Source organism: Flagellimonas allohymeniacidonis (genome assembly GCF_004296335.1).
In the GTDB taxonomy this organism is placed as follows: domain Bacteria; phylum Bacteroidota; class Bacteroidia; order Flavobacteriales; family Flavobacteriaceae; genus Flagellimonas; species Flagellimonas allohymeniacidonis.
Map to the genome: position 1 here is coordinate 667,292 of NZ_SGIU01000001.1, position 23,934 is coordinate 691,225.

25 protein-coding genes are annotated in these 23,934 nt (G+C 41.6%); 17 read left to right on the forward strand and 8 right to left on the reverse strand.

The features are described 5' to 3' along the window. Nucleotides 1–223 precede the first annotated feature (223 nt). Both EW142_RS02945 and EW142_RS02950 read left to right on the forward strand, forming a co-directional pair. Complete coding sequence (locus EW142_RS02945; protein WP_130609429.1) at nt 224–1,735, forward strand: DEAD/DEAH box helicase; 1,512 nt, start codon at nt 224–226, stop codon at nt 1,733–1,735. 5 nt (nt 1,736–1,740) lie between these two features. Then, a complete protein-coding gene (locus EW142_RS02950; protein WP_130609432.1) occupies nt 1,741–2,988 on the forward strand; it encodes a glycosyltransferase in 1,248 nt (415 codons plus the stop codon). Nucleotides 2,989–3,058: 70 nt separating this feature from the next. On the opposite strand, the gene EW142_RS02955 is transcribed toward EW142_RS02950, so the two are convergent. Both EW142_RS02955 and EW142_RS02960 read right to left on the reverse strand, forming a co-directional pair. Further along, complete coding sequence (locus EW142_RS02955; protein ID WP_130609435.1) at nt 3,059–3,670, reverse strand: hypothetical protein; 612 nt, start codon at nt 3,668–3,670, stop codon at nt 3,059–3,061. Nucleotides 3,671–3,768: 98 nt separating this feature from the next. Further along, on the reverse strand, nt 3,769–4,581 hold the full coding sequence (locus EW142_RS02960; RefSeq protein ID WP_130609438.1) for a hypothetical protein: 813 nt from the start codon (nt 4,579–4,581) through the stop codon (nt 3,769–3,771). A 200-nt stretch (nt 4,582–4,781) separates the two neighbouring features. On the opposite strand from EW142_RS02960, the gene EW142_RS02965 reads away from it, so the two are divergent. Then, entirely contained in the window at nt 4,782–5,624 is an 843-nt protein-coding gene (locus tag EW142_RS02965) for a 1,4-dihydroxy-2-naphthoyl-CoA synthase (protein WP_130609440.1), read from the forward strand. A gap of 272 nt (nt 5,625–5,896) precedes the next feature. Here EW142_RS02965 and EW142_RS02970 read toward each other — a convergent pair whose 3' ends face one another. Further along, on the reverse strand, nt 5,897–7,231 hold the full coding sequence (locus EW142_RS02970; RefSeq protein WP_130609443.1) for a serine hydrolase domain-containing protein: 1,335 nt from the start codon (nt 7,229–7,231) through the stop codon (nt 5,897–5,899). 48 nt (nt 7,232–7,279) lie between these two features. Here EW142_RS02970 and EW142_RS02975 point away from each other — a divergent pair, with 48 nt between their 5' ends. From EW142_RS02975 to EW142_RS02990, 4 genes are read left to right on the forward strand one after another with little or no spacing between them, the layout of a single operon-like run. Then, on the forward strand, nt 7,280–8,161 hold the full coding sequence (locus EW142_RS02975) for a pirin family protein (RefSeq protein WP_130609446.1): 882 nt from the start codon (nt 7,280–7,282) through the stop codon (nt 8,159–8,161). Nucleotides 8,162–8,195: 34 nt separating this feature from the next. Continuing rightward, entirely contained in the window at nt 8,196–8,624 is a 429-nt protein-coding gene (locus tag EW142_RS02980) for a 3D domain-containing protein (RefSeq protein WP_205783213.1), read from the forward strand. 10 nt (nt 8,625–8,634) lie between these two features. Beyond that, nucleotides 8,635–9,285 carry a peptidoglycan recognition protein family protein gene (locus EW142_RS02985; protein WP_417935766.1) on the forward strand — a complete coding sequence of 217 codons (651 nt, stop codon included), beginning with the start codon at nt 8,635–8,637 and terminating at the stop codon, nt 9,283–9,285. 4 nt (nt 9,286–9,289) lie between these two features. Further along, nucleotides 9,290–10,753 carry a M14 family zinc carboxypeptidase gene (locus EW142_RS02990; protein ID WP_130609451.1) on the forward strand — a complete coding sequence of 488 codons (1,464 nt, stop codon included), beginning with the start codon at nt 9,290–9,292 and terminating at the stop codon, nt 10,751–10,753. On the opposite strand, the gene EW142_RS16660 is transcribed toward EW142_RS02990, so the two are convergent. From EW142_RS16660 to EW142_RS03000, 3 genes are all read right to left on the reverse strand, one after another. Continuing rightward, nucleotides 10,750–10,917 (reverse strand): hypothetical protein, encoded by a 168-nt coding sequence (locus EW142_RS16660; RefSeq protein WP_165395210.1) that lies wholly within the window; start codon nt 10,915–10,917, stop codon nt 10,750–10,752. The genes EW142_RS02990 and EW142_RS16660 overlap by 4 nt on opposite strands. Nucleotides 10,918–11,077: 160 nt before the next feature. After that, nucleotides 11,078–12,016 (reverse strand): 3-keto-disaccharide hydrolase, encoded by a 939-nt coding sequence (locus EW142_RS02995; protein WP_130609454.1) that lies wholly within the window; start codon nt 12,014–12,016, stop codon nt 11,078–11,080. Between the two features lie 98 nt (nt 12,017–12,114). Beyond that, complete coding sequence (locus tag EW142_RS03000) at nt 12,115–13,209, reverse strand: vWA domain-containing protein (RefSeq protein WP_130609457.1); 1,095 nt, start codon at nt 13,207–13,209, stop codon at nt 12,115–12,117. Nucleotides 13,210–13,383: 174 nt separating this feature from the next. Between EW142_RS03000 and EW142_RS03005 the strand changes: the two genes are divergently transcribed. The 10 genes from EW142_RS03005 to EW142_RS03050 are packed head-to-tail and all read left to right on the forward strand — an operon-like array spanning nt 13,384 to nt 23,030. Beyond that, on the forward strand, nt 13,384–13,845 hold the full coding sequence (locus EW142_RS03005) for a (2Fe-2S)-binding protein (protein WP_130609460.1): 462 nt from the start codon (nt 13,384–13,386) through the stop codon (nt 13,843–13,845). A 36-nt stretch (nt 13,846–13,881) separates the two neighbouring features. Continuing rightward, nucleotides 13,882–16,116 carry a xanthine dehydrogenase family protein molybdopterin-binding subunit gene (locus tag EW142_RS03010; RefSeq protein ID WP_130609463.1) on the forward strand — a complete coding sequence of 745 codons (2,235 nt, stop codon included), beginning with the start codon at nt 13,882–13,884 and terminating at the stop codon, nt 16,114–16,116. A gap of 4 nt (nt 16,117–16,120) precedes the next feature. Then, nucleotides 16,121–16,375: a MoaD/ThiS family protein gene (locus EW142_RS03015; protein ID WP_130609466.1), complete on the forward strand. Its 255-nt coding sequence runs from the start codon at nt 16,121–16,123 to the stop codon at nt 16,373–16,375. Nucleotides 16,376–16,413: 38 nt separating this feature from the next. Next, entirely contained in the window at nt 16,414–17,403 is a 990-nt protein-coding gene (gene moaA / locus EW142_RS03020) for a GTP 3',8-cyclase MoaA (RefSeq protein ID WP_130609469.1), read from the forward strand. 24 nt (nt 17,404–17,427) lie between these two features. Continuing rightward, entirely contained in the window at nt 17,428–18,036 is a 609-nt protein-coding gene (locus EW142_RS03025) for an NTP transferase domain-containing protein (protein ID WP_130609472.1), read from the forward strand. Beyond that, on the forward strand, nt 18,026–19,093 hold the full coding sequence (locus EW142_RS03030) for a HesA/MoeB/ThiF family protein (RefSeq protein ID WP_130612430.1): 1,068 nt from the start codon (nt 18,026–18,028) through the stop codon (nt 19,091–19,093). Before EW142_RS03025 ends, EW142_RS03030 begins: the two co-directional genes overlap by 11 nt. 28 nt (nt 19,094–19,121) lie before the next feature. Then, nucleotides 19,122–20,339 (forward strand): molybdopterin molybdotransferase MoeA, encoded by a 1,218-nt coding sequence (locus tag EW142_RS03035; RefSeq protein WP_240740145.1) that lies wholly within the window; start codon nt 19,122–19,124, stop codon nt 20,337–20,339. A 1-nt stretch (nt 20,340) separates the two neighbouring features. Next, entirely contained in the window at nt 20,341–21,345 is a 1,005-nt protein-coding gene (locus EW142_RS03040) for an XdhC family protein (RefSeq protein WP_130609475.1), read from the forward strand. 3 nt (nt 21,346–21,348) lie between these two features. Continuing rightward, nucleotides 21,349–21,954, forward strand: a complete 606-nt coding sequence (locus tag EW142_RS03045; protein ID WP_130609477.1) for a nucleotidyltransferase family protein — start codon at nt 21,349–21,351, stop codon at nt 21,952–21,954. Beyond that, complete coding sequence (locus EW142_RS03050; RefSeq protein ID WP_130609480.1) at nt 21,951–23,030, forward strand: amidohydrolase family protein; 1,080 nt, start codon at nt 21,951–21,953, stop codon at nt 23,028–23,030. The genes EW142_RS03045 and EW142_RS03050 overlap by 4 nt, the downstream gene beginning before the upstream one ends. Nucleotides 23,031–23,034: 4 nt before the next feature. Here the strand turns inward: EW142_RS03050 and EW142_RS16665 are convergent, their stop codons facing one another. Both EW142_RS16665 and EW142_RS03055 read right to left on the reverse strand, forming a co-directional pair. Next, nucleotides 23,035–23,178 carry a hypothetical protein gene (locus EW142_RS16665; RefSeq protein WP_165395211.1) on the reverse strand — a complete coding sequence of 48 codons (144 nt, stop codon included), beginning with the start codon at nt 23,176–23,178 and terminating at the stop codon, nt 23,035–23,037. Nucleotides 23,179–23,209: 31 nt separating this feature from the next. After that, nucleotides 23,210–23,851 carry a GntR family transcriptional regulator gene (locus tag EW142_RS03055; protein WP_130609483.1) on the reverse strand — a complete coding sequence of 214 codons (642 nt, stop codon included), beginning with the start codon at nt 23,849–23,851 and terminating at the stop codon, nt 23,210–23,212. Between the last annotated feature and the right edge of the window lie 83 nt (nt 23,852–23,934).

Genomic DNA, 23,934 nt, shown 5'->3' on the forward strand with positions numbered 1-23,934 from the left:
TTAGGGTTATTGGGGAATGATATTACTTCAACCACAATGATTTTCCAATAAAATCTGAATATAGTTATCAAAATGTTATGAAGAATTTCCTTGCGGCATTAACCTTTCAATATGCATTGTTGATAGTATCTTAATATTAAACCCATGTTAAACCCGTAATCGGGTTTAAAAAACGACTAATTTTGTAAGGTTTGATGTTTACGAAAACCTAACGCCACTTTCTTTGGAAATCCAAAAAGCAATTAAGAAGAAGACGCTCTACGACTACCAAGAAGAAGATTTGACAAAAATCTTTGAGAAAATCCATGAGCTACCACCCGGAACCAACATTCTCTATCAGCTTCCCACTGGTGGTGGAAAAACAGTGGTTTTCTCTGAAATAGCTAGAAAATACATTCAAGAGACAGGCAAAAAGGTTGTGGTGTTAACGCATCGAATTGAACTCAGCGGACAAACCTCAAACATGTTGCACGGTTTCGGTGTGGCCAATAAGATCATCAATAGCGACGTCAAAGAGCTCTATGATCAGAACGATTATATGTGCTTCGTGGCCATGGTGGAGACATTGAACAATCGTCTACAGGAAGAAAAGGTTCAAATCAATAATATCGGACTTGTTATTATTGATGAGGCCCATTACAACTCTTTCCGAAAATTGTTCAAGTATTTTGAAGAAGCGAACATACTGGGGGTTACGGCAACACCTTTGAGCTCGAACATCAAGCTTCCGATGAAGGACCATTACAAGCATTTGATCATTGGCAAATCGATTAAATCTTTGATTGAAAACCGCTTTTTGGCCAAAGCCAACTTATACAACTATGATGTTAGCCTACGTACCCTTAAAATTGGTATCAACGGGGATTATACGGTAAAATCATCAGATGAGTTTTATGGGAATCAGAGTATGTTGGGCAAGTTGGTTTCTGCTTATGAAGAATTGGCCAAGGGGACAAAAACCTTGATTTTTAATAATGGAATTAGTACTTCGCTCTATGTTCATGAAACGTTTAAAAAGGCAGGGTACAACATTCGGCACTTGGATAACAAGAACACGGCCTCAGAGCGAAAGGAAATATTGGATTGGTTTGCTAATACTGATGATGCGATTTTGACCTCAGTTAGTATTCTTACCACAGGTTTTGATGAACCCACGGTGGAATCCATCATACTAAATCGTGCTACACGTTCCTTGACTCTTTATTTTCAGATGATAGGAAGGGGATCCCGTGTACTGCCCAACAAGGATGAGTTTAATGTTATCGACATGGGTAACAATGTTGCTCGTTTTGGCCCTTGGGATTCGCCTGTGGATTGGCAAGAAATCTTTCACTTTCCTGATTTCTATTTAGAGAACATCAAGAATGATGAAGATATCGAGCGGGAATTTGTTTACGAAATGCCTGACGAGCTAAAGGCCAAGTTTAGCAAGTCTAAGAACATCCATTTTGATGTAAAAGCGGAGTACAAAAAGGTGTTTGCGCAAGGCCTGAAATCCAAACTGGTTTTGGAACGCAGTATTGAGCAGCATGCTCAAATTTGTGTGGAAAATAGTGTAGACGTTTTTGATGCGCGTATTTTGGCCAAAGAGCTCAAAGAAGAGATTGCCTACCGAGTGCGCCAATATTCGTATTGCATCATGAACAACACCAAAAACTACAAAGAGTGGTTGGAGGAAGACTATGAACGGAAACTACGCTCCAGCATCTCACGCAAGTTTGCGGCCATGATGTAGATTCGATGAAAAAAGTTCTTATTATAGGCTCTGTTTGGCCCGAACCTTCCACAACTGCAGCTGGGCATCGTATGCAGCAATTGCTAAACTCTTTTTTAAACTTTGGTTGGGTCACCACTTTTGCATCTACAGCAGCTAGGACGCACTTCTCGTTGGATCTGGAGAAAATAGGAGTGAGGACGGTTCCAATTCAACTGAATCATAGCAGTTTTGACGATTTCATACGGGAATTAGATCCCAATATTGTTGTGTTTGACCGGTTTATGGTTGAAGAGCAGTTTGGGTGGCGAGTAGCAGATAACCTTCCAGATGCCGTTCGGATTCTAAATACTGAAGATTTACACTCCTTAAGAAAAACTCGTGAGGAATGTCATAAAAAAGGGGAGAAGTTCACCCTTGGCCAATGGAAGTCCAATGACATGACCAAGCGGGAAATTGCTAGTATTTATCGAAGTGACCTTTCATTGATGGTATCTACTTTTGAAATGGAATTGCTGCTGGAAAGACTTAAGCTGCCAAAGGAGATTGTGATGCATCTGCCCTTTATGTTGGATGAAATTATGGATGAAAGCACAATATCGTGGCCCTCCTTTCAGGACCGAACTGGATTCATCACGTATGGAAATGGGAAGCATACGCCCAACGTGGATTCTATTTGGTATCTAAATCAAAAAATATGGCCATTGATTCGAAACGAGTTACCAGAAGTCACCTTAAAAGTATTCGGAGCCTATCTGCCCCAGCACATTGAGCAATTGCATAAACCTAAAGAAGGGTTTCACGTATTGGGTTGGGCGGAAAATTTAGATGCTGAGATTCAAAGCTCGCGTGTGTGTTTGGCACCCATACGATTTGGAGCTGGAATCAAGGGAAAACTCATACAGTCCATGCAAAATGGAACTCCAAGTGTAACAACGAATATAGGGGCTGAAGGCATGAATGATGAGTCCGATTGGCCAGGAAAAATACAAGATGACCCGCTGGAATTTGCCGAATCTGCCATTGAACTCTATACTAATCGAAAAATTTGGGAAAGAGCTCAGATGAGAGGTATGGAGCTGATTAATCAAAATTATTGTAAACATTCGCTAGAAAAGAGGTTAAAATCAAAGCTAGAGCATATAGCACTTAACCTTGTTACTCATCGTTCCCAAAACTTCATTGGGCAACTTCTTCAGCAACAAACCATTGCAAGTACCAGATTTATGGGGAAATGGATAGAGGAAAAAAATAAAACTAAAACGGATGGTTAGTAAAACATCGAAGTCTTTGGTGCCAGATGCCTATTAGGATGAAACTCTTACTACAATCTAATAATCTTGCTTAGATTCTTTCAATATTCTTCTCTTTTTGCCAAAGCTTATAAAATTCAAAGGAGTAAACGAACAGAAAAAAAATCGCCCAAGTTTTCGATAGATCTTCAAACGAAAGTCGTAGTATGGTATTGGTTCCACCAAATGCATCTATTAAAATCATAATGCCAAAAAAAAGCCCTCCTAAATAAAGGCTGTATGTTTTTAGGGTTTTAGTCCAAAGTAGCTGCTTAAAGGAAAACAGTACCACAAGTTCAAAAACACCTATCGCTCCCAGTAAGTATGCATCATTGAAACCCAAGTAGTACCCCATTCTTTCATGAATCATAAACCTCTCGTCCATTGCCAAAAAGAGAAACAATAAGGATTGAAAAACTAAGAATGGGAGAATTTTTTTGGTGTTTTTTTCTTTTTTCCTATCCAATGTTAAACACAGTATGAAATTATAGGCGATTAAAACCAAGAACACCGTGGTGATCGTGGTGTTAACGGCAAAGAAAATAACATCTCCCTCAATATCAGAAAGATATTCCCTGACATAGGTCTGCCCAAATTGCAATTCAAAAAAAATAATGAGAACGCTATATAAAGCAAGCATTAATATCCCAAATCTATAGGCCATGAGAATCAACTTTTTTATTAGTTCATAATAGTTTGGTGGAAAAATGAAAATTATTGATTGATTTCATTTTCCTGTGCTCTTAGGATATAGGGTAAGGTTCACCCCTGTTCATGGACGGGATGTCCCATTATATAATATCCAAGGTTTTTCCCATTGGCTTTTTTAGCATCACCAATGGACCATTTATAGTTTTTACTTTTATCCGATCCTAGCAATTGTTCAATATCCTTAAAGGTATAAGTTCTCATCAAAGATGCTTGCCCATCCCAGGCGTACACCAATGGGATTAAAGGTATCAGATAGGTAAATATCACCTGTTTAAACGATAGATTTTTAACAAAAGGGGTCATACCCCAGGTCATAAGCATTAACACCAGCAAGGAAATTGGCAAAAGCAATACCCAAACCAAAAGCGGAACGTTGTTTTTTGCAAGTTCATAAATCAAAATAGACTCATTACTCTTTTCAGCTGACTGTAATATGTTTTGGGCAGTTTTTGGGCTCATATGATGAAAACTGGCAATCATGGTTTTAAGTCCAGCAGGCGCCACACTTAAATTAGAAGCATCCACAGGGGCCTCATGATAGGATAGGTGTGATAAATTCTTCTCCTTTAAATGGGAAATAATCTCTGCATTTGGATGAAGATCGGTCAGTATTAACCTTAAGGGCTCTTCCCGTTTTTCGTTTAGCAATGTGATTACATCCAACATCGGACCTCCAGAACCAGAACCTAAATCAATGATTTGGTCAAAATCGGACTTCTGTTTCGTTTTTAGTATCAATTGCGCAATAACCTCAGAGGTTCCCATCATACTATGCAGTACTTTAATAAGGCCTGTAGCCCCATTCCTAACTACTTTGGGCAACCAGTTAAAATCTTCAAATTCAAATAGTTCAATGCGTTTCATAGTAGGTTGAATTCCCGATGAACAAAAGGTTAGCGCTACAAATTTCGTGGAAATTCTAAGTAATTAATAAAATATTGACAGACTTTTGGTACAGTTTTGCCCCAAATCTTACCGGAATACTTCAAAATGGACAAAGTCGACCTTTGAAAGTGAATACCAAAATGTAAAATCCGTTACTTTGCAGATATCAAAAAGTACGTATGAAATCACCCAATTGGCAAACAGCCATCGAGTTCGAAGATATTACCTACAAAAAGTGTGACGGGGTTGCCCGAATTGCCTTTAACCGACCAGATATTCGCAATGCTTTCCGACCGAAAACTACCAGTGAATTGTACAAAGCCTTTTATGATGCCCAAGAAGACACCTCTATCGGTGTGGTATTGCTTTCTGGGGAAGGACCCTCTTCCAAAGATGGTAAATGGGCCTTTTGCAGTGGTGGAGATCAAAAGGCTAGGGGACATCAAGGCTATGTTGGCGAGGACGGTTACCATCGTCTAAATATCCTTGAAGTACAACGACTAATCCGTTTTATGCCCAAAGTGGTCATCGCGGTGGTTCCGGGTTGGGCCGTTGGCGGTGGGCACAGCCTGCACGTTGTGTGTGATATGACCTTGGCCAGCAAGGAACATGCGATTTTCAAACAGACAGATGCCGATGTGACTAGTTTTGATGGCGGATATGGCTCAGCATATCTTGCAAAAATGGTCGGTCAGAAAAAGGCTCGTGAGATTTTCTTCTTAGGTAGAAACTACTCTGCCCAAGAAGCCTTTGAAATGGGTATGGTAAATGCAGTGATTCCCCACGATGAGCTTGAAGATACTGCTTACCAATGGGCACAGGAGATTTTGGAAAAGTCTCCAACCTCCATTAAGATGCTGAAATTCGCTATGAACCTTACCGATGACGGTATGGTGGGCCAACAAGTGTTTGCCGGTGAAGCTACGCGCTTAGCCTATATGACCGAGGAGGCGAAGGAAGGAAGAAATGCATTCTTGGAAAAACGTAAGCCCGATTTCGGCAAAGACAAGTGGATTCCTTAAAAAACGTTTAGGCTCTCAACGGGGAAATTACAAAGATCAGCTTTATTAAAATTAGCGCAATTCGTGTCATCTAGAATGGAATAGGCCCAAATCAAAAAGAGCCTTGCCACTTGGGTCAAGACTCTTTTACGAGAACACTATATGAAAATGAAAAAATTTACTTGTCTTTATCTTACACTGTAAATCTACGTCGAGAGTTCCCGTAAGCGAAAATTTTGTTGTGAAGTGGCGTTTCCTTGTGGTTAGTTGCCCATTTCATGTGTTTTAGCCCCTTAACGTACTGATTTTGTGACCTCAGAAAGAAACCGATTAGCGTCAAAATCAGGCTCTTCGGCGAGCCCAGTGCGCACTATGACCATACTTTTGGACGGGATCATAAATACATGTTGACCCTGAAAACCATTGCAAGAAAATAAATCGCCAGGGACATCAGGGTACTTCCCACCGGCATTCAACCAAAAATGGGCACCATATTTTTCTTCGGAATCTGGTGTCGGTTCAGTAATATAGTCTACCCAGGCAGAATCAAATAGCTGTTTCCCGCCCCAAGATCCTTTATCCAGATACAATTGCCCAAACCGCGCCCAATCACGGGTACTTGCCCATGCATAGGAGGAAAGTACATAGTTTCCCTTTACATCGGCTTCCAATACCATGGAATACATTCCAATTTTGTCGATGAGTTCTTTGTAGGGGAAATCCAAATAGTCTTGGTGGCTTCGAAATTGCTGTCTCAGTATGCCTGAAAGCAGGTTGGTAGTTCCAGAAGAATAATTCCATATTTCAGTGGGCGGGGCAATCAAATCTTTTTCTTTTTGGGACCAAGACATATCGTCCTCCAAAAAGAGCATTCGGGTCACATCTGAGATTTTCGTATAATCCTCATCCCATTCCAATCCGCTTTGCATACGCAACAAATGATTTAGGGTAATATCCTTGCGCTCATCTTGTTTCCATTCAGGTATGGGCGCTGGCCATTCCATTTCCAACTTACCCTGATGTTCTAGAATACCGTAAAGAGTTCCCAAAATACTTTTGGTCATCGACCATCCTAAAATGGGGGTGTCCTTTGTGAATCCATCCAGATATCTTTCGGCTATCAGATGTCCTTTGTACAGAATCAAAACTGTACGGGTTTTCTGAACTTCCAAATTTTCAAAAGCCAAGCCCACGGCTTTGTTCAATCTGTCGTAGTCTATTTCGGGAAACAAACTGTCCTTAGGTTCTCCTTGTCCATAAGGATAGGGGATGGTATCTCTTGGCTGAATTCGATTCGGAGTCAATCGGAATAAATCCTTTTCATCACCACCATTCACCAAGACAGCGCCCAAACCTTCCCTATAAATGGCTTTTCGGTTCATCAGTCCATAAACGGAAGCTGAGGCATATTTGTCGTCTTGATTTACCTCCGATTCCGCCAATTTTACCAAAGGCATGTTCGTGTCATTCTGAACGAGCGAAGCCTCTGACCTCCCGGCCAGAAAGACTCCTGATGCCATATATTTTGATGCATATCCGCTTATGATGTTTAGTTTGGAATAATTAAGATAGAGCAAAATTGCGACACCTATCAGCAGTAGTAATAGAATGCGTTTAAAGAGTTTCATGGATGAAGATTTGTTGTAACTTAATCGCTAAATATAAACATTTACCACATGTCTAACATTGGTTTGATCATCGAAGAGCGCAGTCGGGATATCGGTGATTTTTTAGTGGGACGTTTGATTCCATTTAGAAAGAAGCGCATGATAGGTCCTTTTATCTTTATTGACCATATGGGGCCAACGCAGTTAGGTCCCAAACACTATATGGATGTTGATCAACATCCCCATATTGGACTTTCCACTTTGACCTTTATGTTGGAAGGTGAAATTATGCACGAAGACAGTTTGGGAACAAAGCAACGAATCAGCCCAGGTTCTGTGAATTGGATGACCGCCGGTAGCGGGGTTTCCCATTCGGAAAGAACTCCGGTCGATTTACGAAATGGAAAAGTGTTTACCGCTCATGGATATCAAATCTGGGTGGCGTTGCCCAAGCATCTGGAAGATATGCAACCTGCCTTTCATCACATTCCTGAAGACCAATTACCACAGTGGAAAGATGGCAATGCCGAATTTACCTTAGTTGCTGGTGAGGGGTATGGAAAAAAGTCTCCGGTGCCTGTTTACTCTCCTTTGTTCATGATTCAGATAAAAGTGAAAACATCATATCAACTTAATGTTCAAGACGCATTGAAAGGAGAAATCGGAATTTGTATTGTTGAAGGCCGTATCGAGGCCTGCGGACAGACCATAGAAAAGGGCAACATTTTGGTTTCGAAAGTAGAAGATACCTGTAATGTAAAGCTTCAAGCCGACACCCATTTGTTGTTGTTTGGTGGCGAACCTTTCCCAGAAGAACGTCATATTTATTGGAATTTTGTTGCATCCAGTAAAGAGAAAATAGAACAGGCCAAGGCGGGTTGGAAAAACAAAAGCTTTCCAATGATGCCTCACGATACCAGCTACGTTCCCTTGCCCGGCGAAAAAAAGTAGTTTCCCTATCTTTAGTCTAGCTAAATAGGATCCTTTGAAAAATCTATTTTGGTGCGCATTGTTGTTTGTCGCTTGCCAAGAACCGCCTCAACAGGAATCGGATGAATCGATGTTCGAATGGCGTGCCATTGAGGTAACGGCCTCCGCCTACAATTCTGTTCCATGGCAGACCACTGAAGAAAACTCAAATATTGCAGCTTGGGGCGACACCCTAAAACCAGGAATGAAAAGTATTGCAGTTTCACGTGACCTGATAAGAATGGGATTGACCCACAATACCATGGTAAAAATCGGTTTGTGGCCCGACACCTTTTACGTGAAGGATAAAATGAACCGAAGATGGAGAAACCGGATTGACATATATATGGGCTTGGATATTAAAAAAGCAAGGGAATGGGGAAGGAAAAAAATTGATATTTGTTATGCCATACCTTTGGATACCATTAACTCTGAAAATAAATAAGTTTATGCGCATGTTTTTTTTGGGCGTACTCCTTTTGTTCTTTTGCAACTGCGGTGTACAACGAACTATAGTGGAAAAACCTATTGTTTTTGACGAACAACGTATAGAACTTACCAAACAATACTTATCCCAGCGGTATAATCTGGATCAAGGAACACCAGAAATTGTTCCCAAAATGATTGTCCTGCATTGGACTGCCATTCCGACTTTTGAAAAGTCATACGAGGCTTTTGAGAATTCTACCTTACCCAATTGGAGACCGGATATAGAAAGTGTGAGCGGGCTAAATGTATCAGCCCATTTTTTAGTGGACCAAGATGGTATTATTTACAGATTGATGCCCGAAACGACCATGGCAAGGCATGTCATAGGCCTGAATCACAGTGCCATTGGTATTGAAAATGTTGGAGGCACAGAGGGAACCCCATTAACAAGAAAACAATTGAAAGCCAATATCTGGTTGGTGAATTATTTGGCCACCAAATACGATATTGATCACTTGATTGGGCATTATGAGTATACCTTTTTCGAAAACCACCCTCTTTGGTTGGAGGTTGATGATGGGTACCGTACGGAAAAAACCGACCCAGGGGAAGATTTTATGAAAAAGGTACGGAGGGCCACAAAAAAATTTAATTTTGAACCATTACCCACAAAATAGATTCATGAAACATCGACTTTTCTGTTTTCTTTTCACTTGTGCATTTGTTATGGCTGCACAAGAAAATATCACCACACAACTTTATGATACGTATGAAAATTATAAAGAGACATCCCTAACCAAAAGGCGCATCAAACACCATCAAATTCAGCCCTTAATTCAAAAATTTGATGCTAATCCAAAGTTCGATGTGCAAAAAGTAGGGGAGTCGATTGAGGGGCGTGACCTGCATTTAATTAGTATAGGAACGGGAGAAGAAAATATTTTTCTGTGGTCTCAAATGCATGGGAATGAGCCTACGGCCACTCAGGCCATATTTGACATACTCAACTTTTTGGATGCTCCAGAATTTGCAGCCGAAAAGCAGGAAATCTTGTCGAAGTTAAAACTTCACTTTTTGCCGATGCTGAATCCCGATGGGGCAGAGGTATACCAAAGAAGAAACGCTTTGGGCATTGATATCAATAGAGATGCGCTCCGATTACAATCTCCCGAAGGGAGAACCTTAAAACGAATTAGGGACAGCCTCAACGCAGATTTTGGGTTCAATTTACACGACCAGAGCACCTATTACAACGCCAAACTTACTGACAAACCAGCGACTATATCCTATTTGGCCACGGCCTACAACTATGAAAAGGATATTAACGAGGTGCGATCAAAAGCAATGCAGGTGATTGTTTTTATGAATGATATTATTCAAAACTATGCACCCGGACAGGTAGGGCGCTATAGCGATGATTTCGAACCCCGGGCCTTTGGTGACAATATTGCCAAATGGGGCACTAGTTTGATACTTATAGAGTCAGGAGGTTATGCCAATGATGAAGAAAAACAGGAAATTCGAAAATTGAACTATGTTTCCATTCTTTCAGCTTTATATTCCATTGCAAAAGGGAACTACAAACAAATTCCTATAGAGGAATACGAAAAGATTCCAAGAAATGATCGGAAGCTATTTGACCTCAAAATTGAAAATGTGACCTATGAGTTATTGGGAAAAGAATATATTTTGGATTTGGGAATCCATAGGCAAGAACTGGATTTGGAGGGGCATAATGAATTCTATTACCGTAGTGCAATCGTTGACCAAGGGGACCTTTCCACATATTACGGTTATGAGACGTTTGATGCAACGGGGTATACCATTGTCGCACCTAAAATAGCCCCCGAAACTTTGAAAACCAATTCAGCGAAGACTTGGTCGGAGGGAGAAAACCCATGGAAATCAGGCTATGCATATCTTAAAGCGCAATTTCTGCCACCGGTACCTTTTTTGGAATTTCCAATGCACATGGTCTCGGAAGATTTTCAATTGGATGATTTGAAGCTCCAACCTAATATCAATCCCACCTTCTTCTTAAGAAAAGATGGAAACATTACCCATGCAGTAATCAATGGTTTCTTGTTGGACCTTAACCAGCCCTTGGAAGGTCAAAAATTTGGTAATGCCTTAATCTATCGTTAGTATCCGAATTGAATATTCAAATTGGAACCGTAGCTGAGTAATACGACCAACATGGTGAAAAGGGTACAAACAATTGAGGCAAACAAGGAAAGAACCAAAGTCTTGTAACCCTTGGATAGCGGTCCTGCCGCGCTGTTTTCGATGATTTCTTTAATTACATCCATAGCAATTTTTTTGAGTTAAACTTTTGAGTTTTAGTTTAGGATGCAATGGTCGTTGTTCTATAGTAAAACAACTTTCGGGCCAAAAACCCTACTTATAGAGGTGGACCCCAGGGTACGGCATAAACGTAGAATTGAAAAAACTGACTATATACTCCCCCCTTTATTGAATTGGGGTAACCACAAAACTTTTAAACTCCACAGGGCCGTGGTCCCCTTGAATCATAAAAGAACCTGGCTCACCTTCTTTGCTATCTAAAGCACCACCGGTGATTCCTGGAATATTTTGGTCATTGATGACCGTTTTCCCATTGGCCACAACTGTTACCCTTCGTCCAATAAGTGTAATGTCATAGGTTTGCCATTCTCCAGGCGCTTTGGCAGCATTCTCGTTGGGTTCCAAAAACCCATAAACGCCGCTAAAGTTTATATCAGAAGGTTCAAGGCCTTTATGGTCGGCGATTTGGACCTCGTAGCGCCCTCTCAAGTATATCCCACTATTGCTGCCTTCAGGGTATCTGAACTCAGTATGTAGCTTAAAACCCATGAATTTTTGGTCTGAAATAAGGTTTGCTCCTGATTTTGGACTGGTAAGGATACCGTCTTTCACCAGCCACTGATTTTCGGCATCGGTATGCCATCCGGTTAAATCCTTTCCATTAAAAAGTTGGATGGGCTCACCCCATGTTGGGTTTTCGTTGTACGAAATTTTGGGAGCACGAACTCCGGACCAGTTTACCTTGGTTCCATCCGTATAATACATGATTCCTTTGAGCACACCATTTTCAAGACTTCCCTCAAACTTCATGTCTTCGCCCTTGGGTTCCCATTGTCTTGGAATGGCAAAAGAAAAGCCCGTATCGGTCGACTTGATTTCCGAAACGGGGCGTGCACTTCCAAAAGCAAAAACAAAACGGCCTATCAAGGTTTCATGGCCAGAGTTTCTGACCTCCAACCAAGAGGGTACTGTTTTACCCATCCACTCCATTTCAAGGTCCCAACGCCCTTCCAAAGGATGGGCTTTTTGGGCATGGACGGATAATAAAGACATAAAAAGAATACTATAAACGGAGAATTTCAAAACTCTTTTGGATGCATTCATGATCGTGATAGTTTAAGAGATTGAAGATACTTATTTATCTAAAGATAAGGCAGCCCATGTCTAAACTTTACTATCCTTTTTCTGCTGTAAAAATGTGCTTACTCACAGCCCCCTGTGAAACCATCAGCCTTGAACTTGGTCTGTACAGCACCCTGCAGGCCGCCATCCGTTAGCTGAATGACCAGATTGCTTTCACCACTGCCATCCCGTTTGGGGGTGCAGTATTCAAACAAGTAAAAACTGTTAGCTTGTTCCGACACCCTTTGTGAAATTTGATTGAAAGTGGCTTCCAACTCCTCTGTATTGGAAGCAAAAACGCTTGCTGTTTTCCCTATTTCCGACAAAACTTCGGTATCAATTTCAGCCCCAAGCCCGATACTGAAAAAGGAAATATTCCTGTCTGCTTGATTCACCGCTCTCAAAGCAGCTTCCTCGGTAAATCTTGATGCCTGGTCTGTACCATCAGTAAACAAAACCACAGAGGCGGCCTTTACGATGGAATTCTGGCTGTTTTCCTCGATCAAATCTTCAGCGATATCGGTAGACTTAATGACTGCTCCGTACAAATCTGTGGATGGGTCATTACTGATATCCTGGGTAATACCATCAATGGCAGCAATCAACTCGGTGGCCGAAGAGGTAAGAGGATTCAACAGATGCAATTCATCTTCACCATCGAACCAATAAATGGCCATTCGAAAAGACTCGGTTTCCGGTTCGGGGATGACATTGGTCACAAAACTCGAAGCAGCGGTTTTCAATTCCTCCAAGCTACTTTCCAAAACACTGTTGCTTAGGTCAAGTACTAGTAGAGTGTTATTATTGAATACTTGGGAGTTCGGAGAAATTCTCGCCAAGGACTCCGACGACGAAATGGTATTGAAACAGTCATCATTTCGGCCTTGTTCATATATGGTAAATTGGTCGGCGGTCAATCCGGAGATTGGGTTTCCATTGGTATCGGATACTCTGAAAAGTATGGACACCTTTCCAGGTAGCGCAGTGCTTTGATTCTGTATGGAAAGCAGCAGTTCGTTTTCTCCGAAACCCAAACAATCATCAGGTTCCTCACCTTGACCCAATTCACGTTGGTTAATGTCAAAATTTACATCATCGTCAGCGTTTCCGCAGGAAAAAAATACTAGAATAATAGAAAGGGATACGAAATAGCAAAAGAGGTTTTTCATTTTCATTGTTTTTTGATCTCTCTTGCTCAACGTTGATTTTTATTGAAAATTATCCAATGGAAGAAGATAAACTTTAAAGAAAAGTTAAAAAGAGTGCGGTCTTGTTAAAAATGAAGCAGTCCAATCAATTTTTGGTAACTTCAATCACGTTTCATTTAAGACTAATCAATTCAAAAAACTATGCCAACGTATCAGATTAAAGTAAATGGGGTTTCCCAAACTGTTGATGTTTCTGAAGACACTCCGGTATTGTGGGTTCTGCGCGACCATCTTGACCTCGTAGGAACCAAATATGGATGTGGAATCGGGCAATGTGGTTCTTGCACCATCCATGTAGACGGTACTGCCATGAGAAGCTGTTCCTTGACCTTATCTCAAATAGAAGGAAAAGAAATTACCACTATTGAAGGTCTGTCTGAGGATGGTTCGCATCCGGTTCAACAGGCTTGGAAAGAAGTTGATGTTCCTCAATGTGGATACTGCCAAGCTGGCCAAATTATGACGGCCTCCGCGTTCTTGGAACAGAATCCCAGTCCAACTGAAGATGACGTGAGAAACGCCATGCACGGCAATGTTTGTCGATGTGCGTCCTACACCCGAATTCGCAAAGCAGTAATGATTGCTTCAGAAAATATGGAGTAACCTTATTGTCAACTTTCCATCCTTAAAAACAACAAAATGTCAACAAATAGCTCAAAAAAATTAAGTAGAAGGGCCTTTATTCGAAATTCCTCTCTCGCCGGGGGAGGTATGATCATAGGCTTTAACCTTTTGAACTCTTGCAAGCCCAAGGTTGTCGCTGAAAAGGCGATTGACCTAGCAAGCTTGGATTACAGCGATTTCAATGCGTTTATAAAAATTGCAAAAAACGGTGCAGTTACCATATTCTCTCCCAATCCTGAAATAGGCCAAGGTGTGAAAACCTCAATGCCAATGATCATTGCTGAAGAATTGGACGTAGCCTGGAAAAATGTTCATGTGGTTCAAGGAGTACTGGATACTGAAAATTACCAACGACAGGTTGCAGGAGGTAGCCAATCCATCAGATTTGGATGGGATGCCCTGAGACAAACTGGAGCTAAGGCAAAGCATATGTTGGTTAGCGCGGCAGCTGCAAGGTGGGGAGTTGACCCATCAGAATGCACTGTAAGCGAAGGAGTCATCACCAATGCGGCTGGTGAAACCTTGGGTTACGGCGATGTGGTGGAAGAGGCAGCACTTTTGGAAGTCCCTGAAGAAGTTACCTTAAAGGACCCAAAAGACTACAAAATTATGGGCAAGGACGCTTCCAATGTAGACATTGATGAAATCGTAACCGGGAAACCTTTGTTCGGATTGGACTACAAAGCCGATGGAATGGTATATGCTTGTGTTCTTCGCCCACCTTCCTTCGGACAGAAATTGGTTTCTTATGATGATGCGGAGGCCCGTGCCATGCCCGGGGTTATTGATGTGGTCACCATTGGAGAAAAAGTAAGGGGGCTTTTGGCTGAAGACCCAAGCTTCGGAAGCAAAATCTCTTCAAGTGATAAGGTTGTCGTTATTGCGAAATCCACTTGGCAAGCCATGAAAGGCAAAGAAGCCATTAAGGCCGTTTGGGAAGAGGAATCAAAGGTTGAGAGTACAGAAGAACACGATAAAATTCTTAACGATTTATTGGATGGGAATAAATTCAATACGATGCGTTCCGATGGAAACATTAAAAAAGCTTTTGCCGAAGCTGATGAAATATTGGAAAGAACCTACGAATCGCCTTTTTTACCCCATAATTGCATGGAACCCATGAATTTCTATGCTGATGTGACCGACGAGAAAGTACATTTGGTAGGTCCAATACAAACACCGGCTTGGAAGGCAGGATTGGTTTCCAAAATGCTGGGAAGGGAAGAAAAAGACATATATCTTGAAATGACTCGGCAGGGTGGCGGTTTTGGAAGAAGGCTATATGGTGATTTTGTGATAGAAGCTGCTGAGATTTCTGATAAAATCAAAAAGCCTGTAAAAGTTGTTTATTCTAGGGAAGATGATATGGAGGATGGCATTTATAGAATGGCCCTCAAGTATAGAATCAAAGCAGGAATCAAAGATGGAAAAATTACCGCCTATCATTTAAAGGAAGCTGCCATTAATGATAATATGTATGGGTTGATTCCTAATTTTTTCCCTGCTGGCGCCATTGAAAATTACCAAGTAGATGCGGCTAGTTATGATAGCAATATTACGACAGGAGCTTGGAGAGCCCCATATACCAACTTCTTGGCATGCGCCGAGCAGAGCTTCTTTGACGAGCTTGCCGAGTTGATGGAGGTGGACAAGATTCAAATGCGATTGGATTTACTCGATAAGGTGAAGCCAGAAGAAGATGAGCGCATCCAATACTCACCGGACCGAATGAAAGATGTGATAAAGATGGCTGTGGAAAAATCTGGTTGGGGAAATAAGCCAAGCAACGTCTATCAAGGTTTTGTGAATTACTACTGCCATAATACCCATGTGGCCGAGGTGGCAGATGTGGAGATTGAAAATGGAGAGCCTGTAGTCAAAAAAATTACCTGCGTGGTGGATTGTGGTATAGTTGTAAATCCTTTGGGAGCCCTTAATCAGATAGAGGGAGGCGTGATTGATGGTGTTGGGCATTCCATGTATGGGGAATTGGCTTTTAAAAATGGTAAACCAATGGCAAACAATTTCGATAAATACCGCTTGATTCGTATGAAGGAAGCTCCTGTAGTGGAGACCTATTTTATCGAAAATACACTGTCACCAACAGGATTGGGCGAACCAACACTTCCACCTGCTGGAGGAGCCATCGCCAATGCATTCAAAGCGGCCACTGGAAACAGACTCTATAAGCAACCATTCATAAAAACACCCGAATTATTAAAAGTACCTGCTAAGGAAATTATTGGTTGATCATATGACGATACTTTTGTTTGGAATCACGAAGGACATTGTGGGAAGTCCCACTTTGTCTGTTCCTACTGCTAGTGTGACCGGAAGAAAAATACCCAAGACCGTCAAAGAATTGAAGCAATTTCTGGGAGAGACCTATCCGGAACTTAACAAACTGTCCTCGTTGGCCATTGCGGTGAACAACAGCTATGCCGAGGACGAGCAGCTTATCAATGCTTATGATGAAATTGCATTGATTCCACCGGTTAGTGGGGGATAAACCAATGAAATGCTATCTTAGAACTGTTTTAGGAACCTATGGCTTTAATAGATAATCACGGGAGACAAATCAATTATTTGCGATTGGCGGTTACAGATAGATGTAATCTCCGTTGCAACTACTGCATGCCCTCCGAAGGCATTGATTTTGTGAAAAATGACAAATTGCTTTCCATTTCCGAATTGGAGAAGGTGAGTAAAATATTGGTTGGTCTTGGCATTGATAAAATTCGAATAACCGGGGGAGAACCCTTCGTCCGTAAGGATTTGATGGTACTTCTTCGCAGCCTCTCCCAAACGGAAGGGCTGAACGATATTTCTGTGACAACCAATGCGACCCTTATAGGTCCTCATATAGATTCCTTAAAAGAAATGGGAATCAAAAACATCAATGTTAGCTTGGATTCCATAAATCGGGAGACGTTTGAGCGTATTACACGACGCAAGCAATTTGATACGGTGCACAATAATCTCATTCGTTTAATTACGGAAGGTTTCAATGTTCGTATCAACTTCATTGTGCTCGATGGGCAAAATGAACAGGATATCATCCCCATCTTGGACGTTATGAAACACCATAATGTTTCCGTACGGTTTTTAGAGGAAATGCCTTTTAATGGAGGTTCAAAGAACTTTTCTACCATCAAATGGAACTATAAGGCCATCTTGGAGCACATTGGGAAAACCTACCCTGATTTTGAAAAATTGGAGTCGCCCAAGACATCTACCTCAATTAATTATAGAATTAAAGGGCATCAAGGAACTTTCGGTATCATACCCTCGTTCAGTCGTACTTTTTGTGGGTCTTGCAATCGACTTCGGGTAACAGCTACTGGAGATGTAATCACGTGCCTCTATGGAAAACCCAAGGCCAATCTGAGGGAAATCGTGAGGGAGCATTCTTCGTCCGAAAAGGTTGAAGAAGCCATTATAACGGCTATTGGAAATCGTGCCAAGACCGGTTTTGATGCCCAAAAAGAACATGATTCCACCGTTTTTGACAACTCCATGACCTCTATAGGTGGATAATTGGAGAAAACCAAGTATTAAAAAATGAAACATACGCATCCTGAATTATATGGTCTTGTACTTGCTGGTGGGAAAAGCACCCGAATGGGTTCGGATAAACGTCTGTTGCAGTATCACTCGGTTCCGCAGCAGAGCTATATATATCAACTTCTGGAATCCGTTTGCAAGCGCACTTTTTTAAGTATTCGGGATGAACAGAAATCCGAGATGGAGGAGAACTTTGAAGTAATGATGGACCAAAACGAGTTTCGAGGCCCCTTCAACGGAATACTTAGTGCCCATAAAGCTTTCCCTGATGCAGCTTGGCTGGTATTGGCCTGCGACCTTCCTCTGATTGATGAAAAAACACTTGCTCTTTTGGTTTCAAAACGAAACCCAGAAAAAATGGCAACATCCATGGCGACCAACAAAACAGGACTACCGGAACCATTGGTAACCATTTGGGAGCCTACTGGACTAAAAAAAGCCATTGCGTATTTAAAAACGGCTGAAAGCTCTTGTCCAAGAAAGTATTTGCTCAACTCCGAAATTGAGTTGGTTTTCCCTGGGAACGACGAAGTATTGTTCAATGCAAATTCTTTGGAGGATTATGAGCATATCAAATCGAAATTGGAACCAACCCATGGCAAATAGGTACATCCGACAAACAAACCTCCAAGATTTTGGAGAAGAAGGCCAGAAACGACTTGCCCATGCAAGGGTGCTCGTTGTTGGCTTGGGAGGCCTGGGAATACCTGTGGTTCAATATTTGAATGCTATGGGCGTGGGCACATTGGGACTTGTGGACCATGATACGGTTGACATCCACAACTTGCAGCGTCAGGTGTTGTATTCGGAAGCGGATAGCGGACAATCCAAGTTAGGCGTAGCCTTAAAAAAACTTAGGAATCAGAATTCAGAGACCAACCTCATTCCGCATGATACATTTCTGACCAACAAAAATGCATTGGAAATCATCAAAGAGTATGATGTAGTGGTAGATGCCACGGATAACTTTCCTACTCGATATTTAATCAACGACGCCTGTATCATTCTTAACAAACCTTTTGTATATGGGGCATTGCATGCCTTTGAGGGGCATGTGAGCGTTTTCAATTATCGGCAAGGACCCACTTACCGCTGTCTTTACCCAGCAATGCCCGCGGGAAATGAAGTTCCCAACTGCGACGAAAATGGGGTTTTGGGAGTTGTTCCGGGAATCATTGGGTCATTGCAAGCGTTGGAAGTGGTTAAAATCATCACTGGAATTGGGGAGGTACTCTCAGGACAACTTTTGATTTTTAATGGACTCCAGCAGGACCACATCAAAATTTCATTTAACTCCAAATCGGAGAATAGAAAGATAAAAGCTTTACAGCCATCCTATGAGTCTCTTGATTGTGAGCTTGCACCCTCCATATCCAATGAGGAATTTCTGAAAATTCGCGCTTCTCAAGATTCGTTATCCATTATTGATGTTCGCACAGTTCGTGAATTTGAAAATAGTCATCTGGAAGAGGCCCATAATATTCCGTTGAATACTTTGGCACTTCCTGCAGATTTGTTTCTGGAGAACAAACCCATTTATGTCATCTGCCAATCAGGAAAACGAAGCGAGAAAGCGGTCATTGAATTGACAAAAGTCTATCCGAAACATACTTTTTACAATATCTTAGGGGGAATGAACCAAATGAGGACCCAGACCTCCTAAAACGCTTTGAGGCATCTTTATTTTTAGAATGACTGACCCACACAACGAATTGATTCCTTTTGAAGAGGCTTTAAACCATGTTTTGGAATATTGTCAGGATTATGGGGTAGAGCAGGTAGGCCTCGGAGAATCCCTAAACCGTGTTTTGGCGGAACCTATTGAAGCCGATAGAGATTTTCCGCCCTTCGATCGCTCAACCAAAGATGGAATTGCTGTCAACTTTAAAGGGATGCAGTTAGCAGAATCTCATTTAAAGATTCAAGGAATCGCACAGGCAGGTTCTTCTCAGATTACATTAAAGGATGACGCTCATTGCATTGAGATTATGACGGGAGCCGTACTCCCTGAAAACTCAGATACGGTAATCATGTACGAACACCTGGAACGGAGCAATGACAATTTTAAGGTGCATAAAGCGGTAAAAAAAGGTCAAAACATTCACAGCCAAGCCAGTGATGTAGCGAAAGGGGAGATACTTCTTCCCTCAGGAACAAGAATTACAGCCTCCGAAATTGGAGTTTTGGCCTCTGTTGGGAAATCGAATATTCAAGTAAAGAAGTTACCTGAAATTGGAGTAGTAGCCACCGGAAATGAGCTGGTAGAGGTCAATGAAAAACCCCTAGCACATCAAATTCGAAAATCGAATACCTATTCCTTAACAGGATTGCTAACAGATCTGGGCATTTTATCCGAATCCTACCATTTTAAGGATGACGCGGAGTCCTTAAAAATTGAGTTGGAAGGTCTATTGCATAAAAAGGACGTTCTTTTGTTGAGTGGAGGGGTCTCCAAAGGGAAGTTTGACTTTCTTCCGGAAACCTTTGCCAAACTTGGCGTTGAAAAAGTGTTTCACAAGGTGCTTCAACGCCCTGGGAAACCCTTTTGGTTTGGGAAACATGTAAAAACCAATACACTGATTTTTTCATTTCCAGGAAATCCCGTATCTACCTTTGCCAATTTCCATGTATACTTCATCCCCTGGCTTAACAAAACTTTGGGATTGTCATCAGCCCGAATTACTGTATTTTTAAAGGAATCTGTTGAAAATACTACGGGTTTGACTCTCTTTAAAGGTGTTAGGGTTCAAGTAATCAATGGCCAATTTGAAGCAGAAGTAGTCCAAACAACAGGTTCAGGGGATTTAGTTGGCCTCACAAAAATTGATGGTTTTGTACAATTGCCATCAAACACAAAACTTGAAAAGGGCACGCTTGTTCCCTTGGTGCCCACCAAAACGATTGTCTAGCATGACACATGAATTGAAGAAAATTGTTGAGCGCTACCAGCAAAGTAAAGAAAATAGAAAAGCAGTGTTGGCTTCAGTAGTTGCACTGGATGGGTCTTCATATCGGCGACCTGGTGTAAGAATGCTACTTTTTGAAGATGGTGAGATGGTAGGAGCTGTGAGTGGAGGCTGTGTTGAAAAAGAAGTTTTGAGACAAGCGAGTTCGGTTTTTACTTCCGGTGTACCAAAGGTTATGGTGTATGACGGTAGATATCGATTGGGCTGTGAGGGAATTCTTTATATTCTTTTAGAACCTTTTTCCCCGGCCGATGATTTTTTGAGCGAATTTTGGGAAGTGGTGTCTTCTCGAAAACCATATTCCATTACCTCTTATTATGTAAAAGACCATTCTGAAAACAGCAATTACGGTTCCCTTTTCGATTTCAATGGACAAGCCATTCCATTGTCTGCAAATCGCATTGAAATTTCTGAATTATCGGTTTTTGAGCAAGAATTGAAGCCTTGCTTTCAACTGGTAATTATTGGCGCGGAACACGATGCTGTCCAATTGTGTCAGTACGCAAATCTTACGGGATGGGAAGTTACCGTTGTGGCCAGTCCTAGGGAAGAAAAAACAAAAGAGCACTTTCCCGGAGTTCATCGCTTTTTACAATTTGAACCGGAGGGGTTGGATTTAGCTCTTGACGAACAAACTGCTGTGATCTTGATGACACATAGTTTTGTTAAGGACTTGGGCTATCTTCTCGCTCTTCGAGAAAAAAAATGTGCTTATCTCGGACTGCTTGGACCTGCCAGGCGCCGGGAAAAATTGTTTGATGAAATTCTCGAGAGACATCCTGAAATATCCGAAGAATTTCTAGAAGGCGTCCATGGCCCAGCTGGGATTGACATCGGTGCCGAGACCCCACAGGAAATTGCCATCTCCATCCTTTCTGAAATATTGACCGTTTTCAATAAGAAGGAGCCGCAACTTCTCAAAGAAAAAACCGGCACGATTCACAGTTGATGTATGTCAGATGCCATTCCTATTCTTATTCTGGCCGCTGGTTCTTCCTCTCGAATGGAGGGAGCAATTAAGCAGTTACTCCCATGGGGGGAAACTACCCTCTTAGGTAATGCAATAGAGCATGCAAAAGCTGTAGGCGACCAAGTCTTTGTGGTTTTGGGTGCGAATTCCGAAGAAATCCTGAAAACGCTTCCCCAAGAGGTAAATATCATTCAAAATCCAGAATGGGAATCGGGTATGGGAAGTTCCATATCAAAAGGCATTCAGGATATTTTGGTCCAACAAAAAGAGATGGAAGGTATATTGATCATGCTGGCCGACCAACCTCTTATGGATTCTGATTTTTTGAAAAAACTAAGGCAGCTTTATACACGGAACGGCCCTAAAATTGCCGCTGCCCAGTATAAAAACAAGTTCGGGGTCCCTGCGATTTTTCATCATTCTTTGCTTTCCGAACTCTTGGATTTGCATCAAGATTTTGGAGCAAGGCAGATTATAAATAAGTATTCGGAAGATGTTTTAGGCCTTGACCCGAAAGGGAAGGAATTTGATGTGGACACCAAAGAAAAATATACCCAACTAACGGATAAAATGAATTTTAAAATATGAGAATCAATACGATTACCCTAATTGCTTTTGGTCTTTGTTTAACCGCTAATGGCCAACAAATGAGTTTTGAGGAATACAACCCCAAATCCACCCTGGTGGTTCCTGAAAATCCCGTAGAACGAGCGAAGTTCACATTCATTGATGTGCACAGTCACCAATTTCGAATGGCCAACCAAGACTTATCGGAGTTGATACGACATATGGATCAAATGAATATGGGGGTTATGGTGAACCTTAGTGGAGGCTCAGGTTCAGGGCTTCAGGCGATGCTGAAAAATGTAAATGAGAATTATCCCAACAGGTTTGTAATTTTTGCCAACGTGGACTTTAGTGGGGTTGGAAATCCGAATTGGGGCAATGAGGCCGCATCGCAACTTGAAACTGACGTTCGAAACGGGGCCAGGGGTTTAAAAATTTATAAAAGCTTGGGTCTTAGAAACCGAGATATTGCTGGGAATCGTATCGCGGTCGATGATTCACGGCTGGATCCTGTTTGGGCAAAATGCGCGGAATTGGGAATTCCGGTTTTGATTCATTCTGCAGACCCAAAATCGTTTTGGGATCCAATGGATGAAAACAACGAACGCTGGCTCGAATTAAAAACTAGACCCCGCAGGAAGCGCTCCGAAACCAATCCTGCACCCTGGCGACAAATTATCGATGAGCAACACCGAATGTTCAAAAAGCACCCAAACACAAAATTCATCAATGCCCACATGGGGTGGTATGCCAATAATTTGGGAAGGCTAGGGGAGTTGATGGACGAAATCCCAAATATGTATGTTGGAATTGGTGCAATTATCGCAGAGTTGGGGCGTCAACCCAAGCAAGCAAGACAGTTCTTCATTAAATATCAAGATAGAATCCTATTTGGAAAAGATAGTTGGCAGCCCTCCGAATTCCCAACTTATTTTAGGGTGTTGGAGACGGCCGATGAATACTTTCCGTATTACAAGAAATACCATGCCTTCTGGGCGATGTACGGGCTGGATTTACCAAACGAGGTACTGCGAAAAGTATACTACAAAAATGCGATGAAGTTGATTCCGGGATTGGATACTTCCTTGTTCGAATAGTACCTTATCGACCGGATGTTCTTTCCTGTGGATTGATTTCTGCAGATTCCAAATCTTGGAAAATGCCACATGAGACCTGTTTTTTCAATAAGGATTTGGACTTCTTCCGTTTAACGAGGTTTTCGATTTCCCTGTTCAAGTATTGCATAAGAGGTTTTTTACAATAACGGGTACAGTCTTTAAATATTTTGGGTAGTGTCCAATTGATTTTGAATATGTTTTAGTGCATTTACCCAATGCATTTTTAAAATTAAAGCCGCGGTCGGAACATTGTCTTCTTCAATGGCTTCGATAACTGCCTTATGTTGTGCATCTATTTGTTCGTAAAATGAGACATCTTGTTGCAACGCTTGCTCATAAAATAACAACCGGGTCTTTAGGTCCGTTACGATTTGAACCAAAATGGGGTTATTACAACTTTGGACCAAAATTTCATGAAATCGAAATCGCAACTGAATTCGTTCATCCAAGTTTTGCGTCACGGATGATTTTTGAAGGATATTGTTCAAATCCGCAATGGAAGAGGGCGAAAACCTGGAGTTTTCAAGTGCCATAACCTCCAATTGGGCAATGGTGTCATACAGATGTTCGGCTTCTGTCGCGCCAAGTTTTTGTACGATGAATCCCCGATTTGGTATCGCCTTTATGATTCTCGCATGTTCCAACTGGCTTAAAGCCTCTCGTATGGGCGTGACACTGATGCCTATTTTTCTTGAAAGAGCAGCCAGGTTGATGGTTTTCCCAATCTGTAGTTCCCCTTTGCCAATTTGCTTCAAGAGATGCTCTTTTACCTGATCTCTTAAAATTTGAGGTTGAATCATGACTTGAATATACAAATCATCTGTCAATGGGTTACTTTTATATTCCCTGATTCATATTATCTTTAGAGCTATCCTAAAAACCA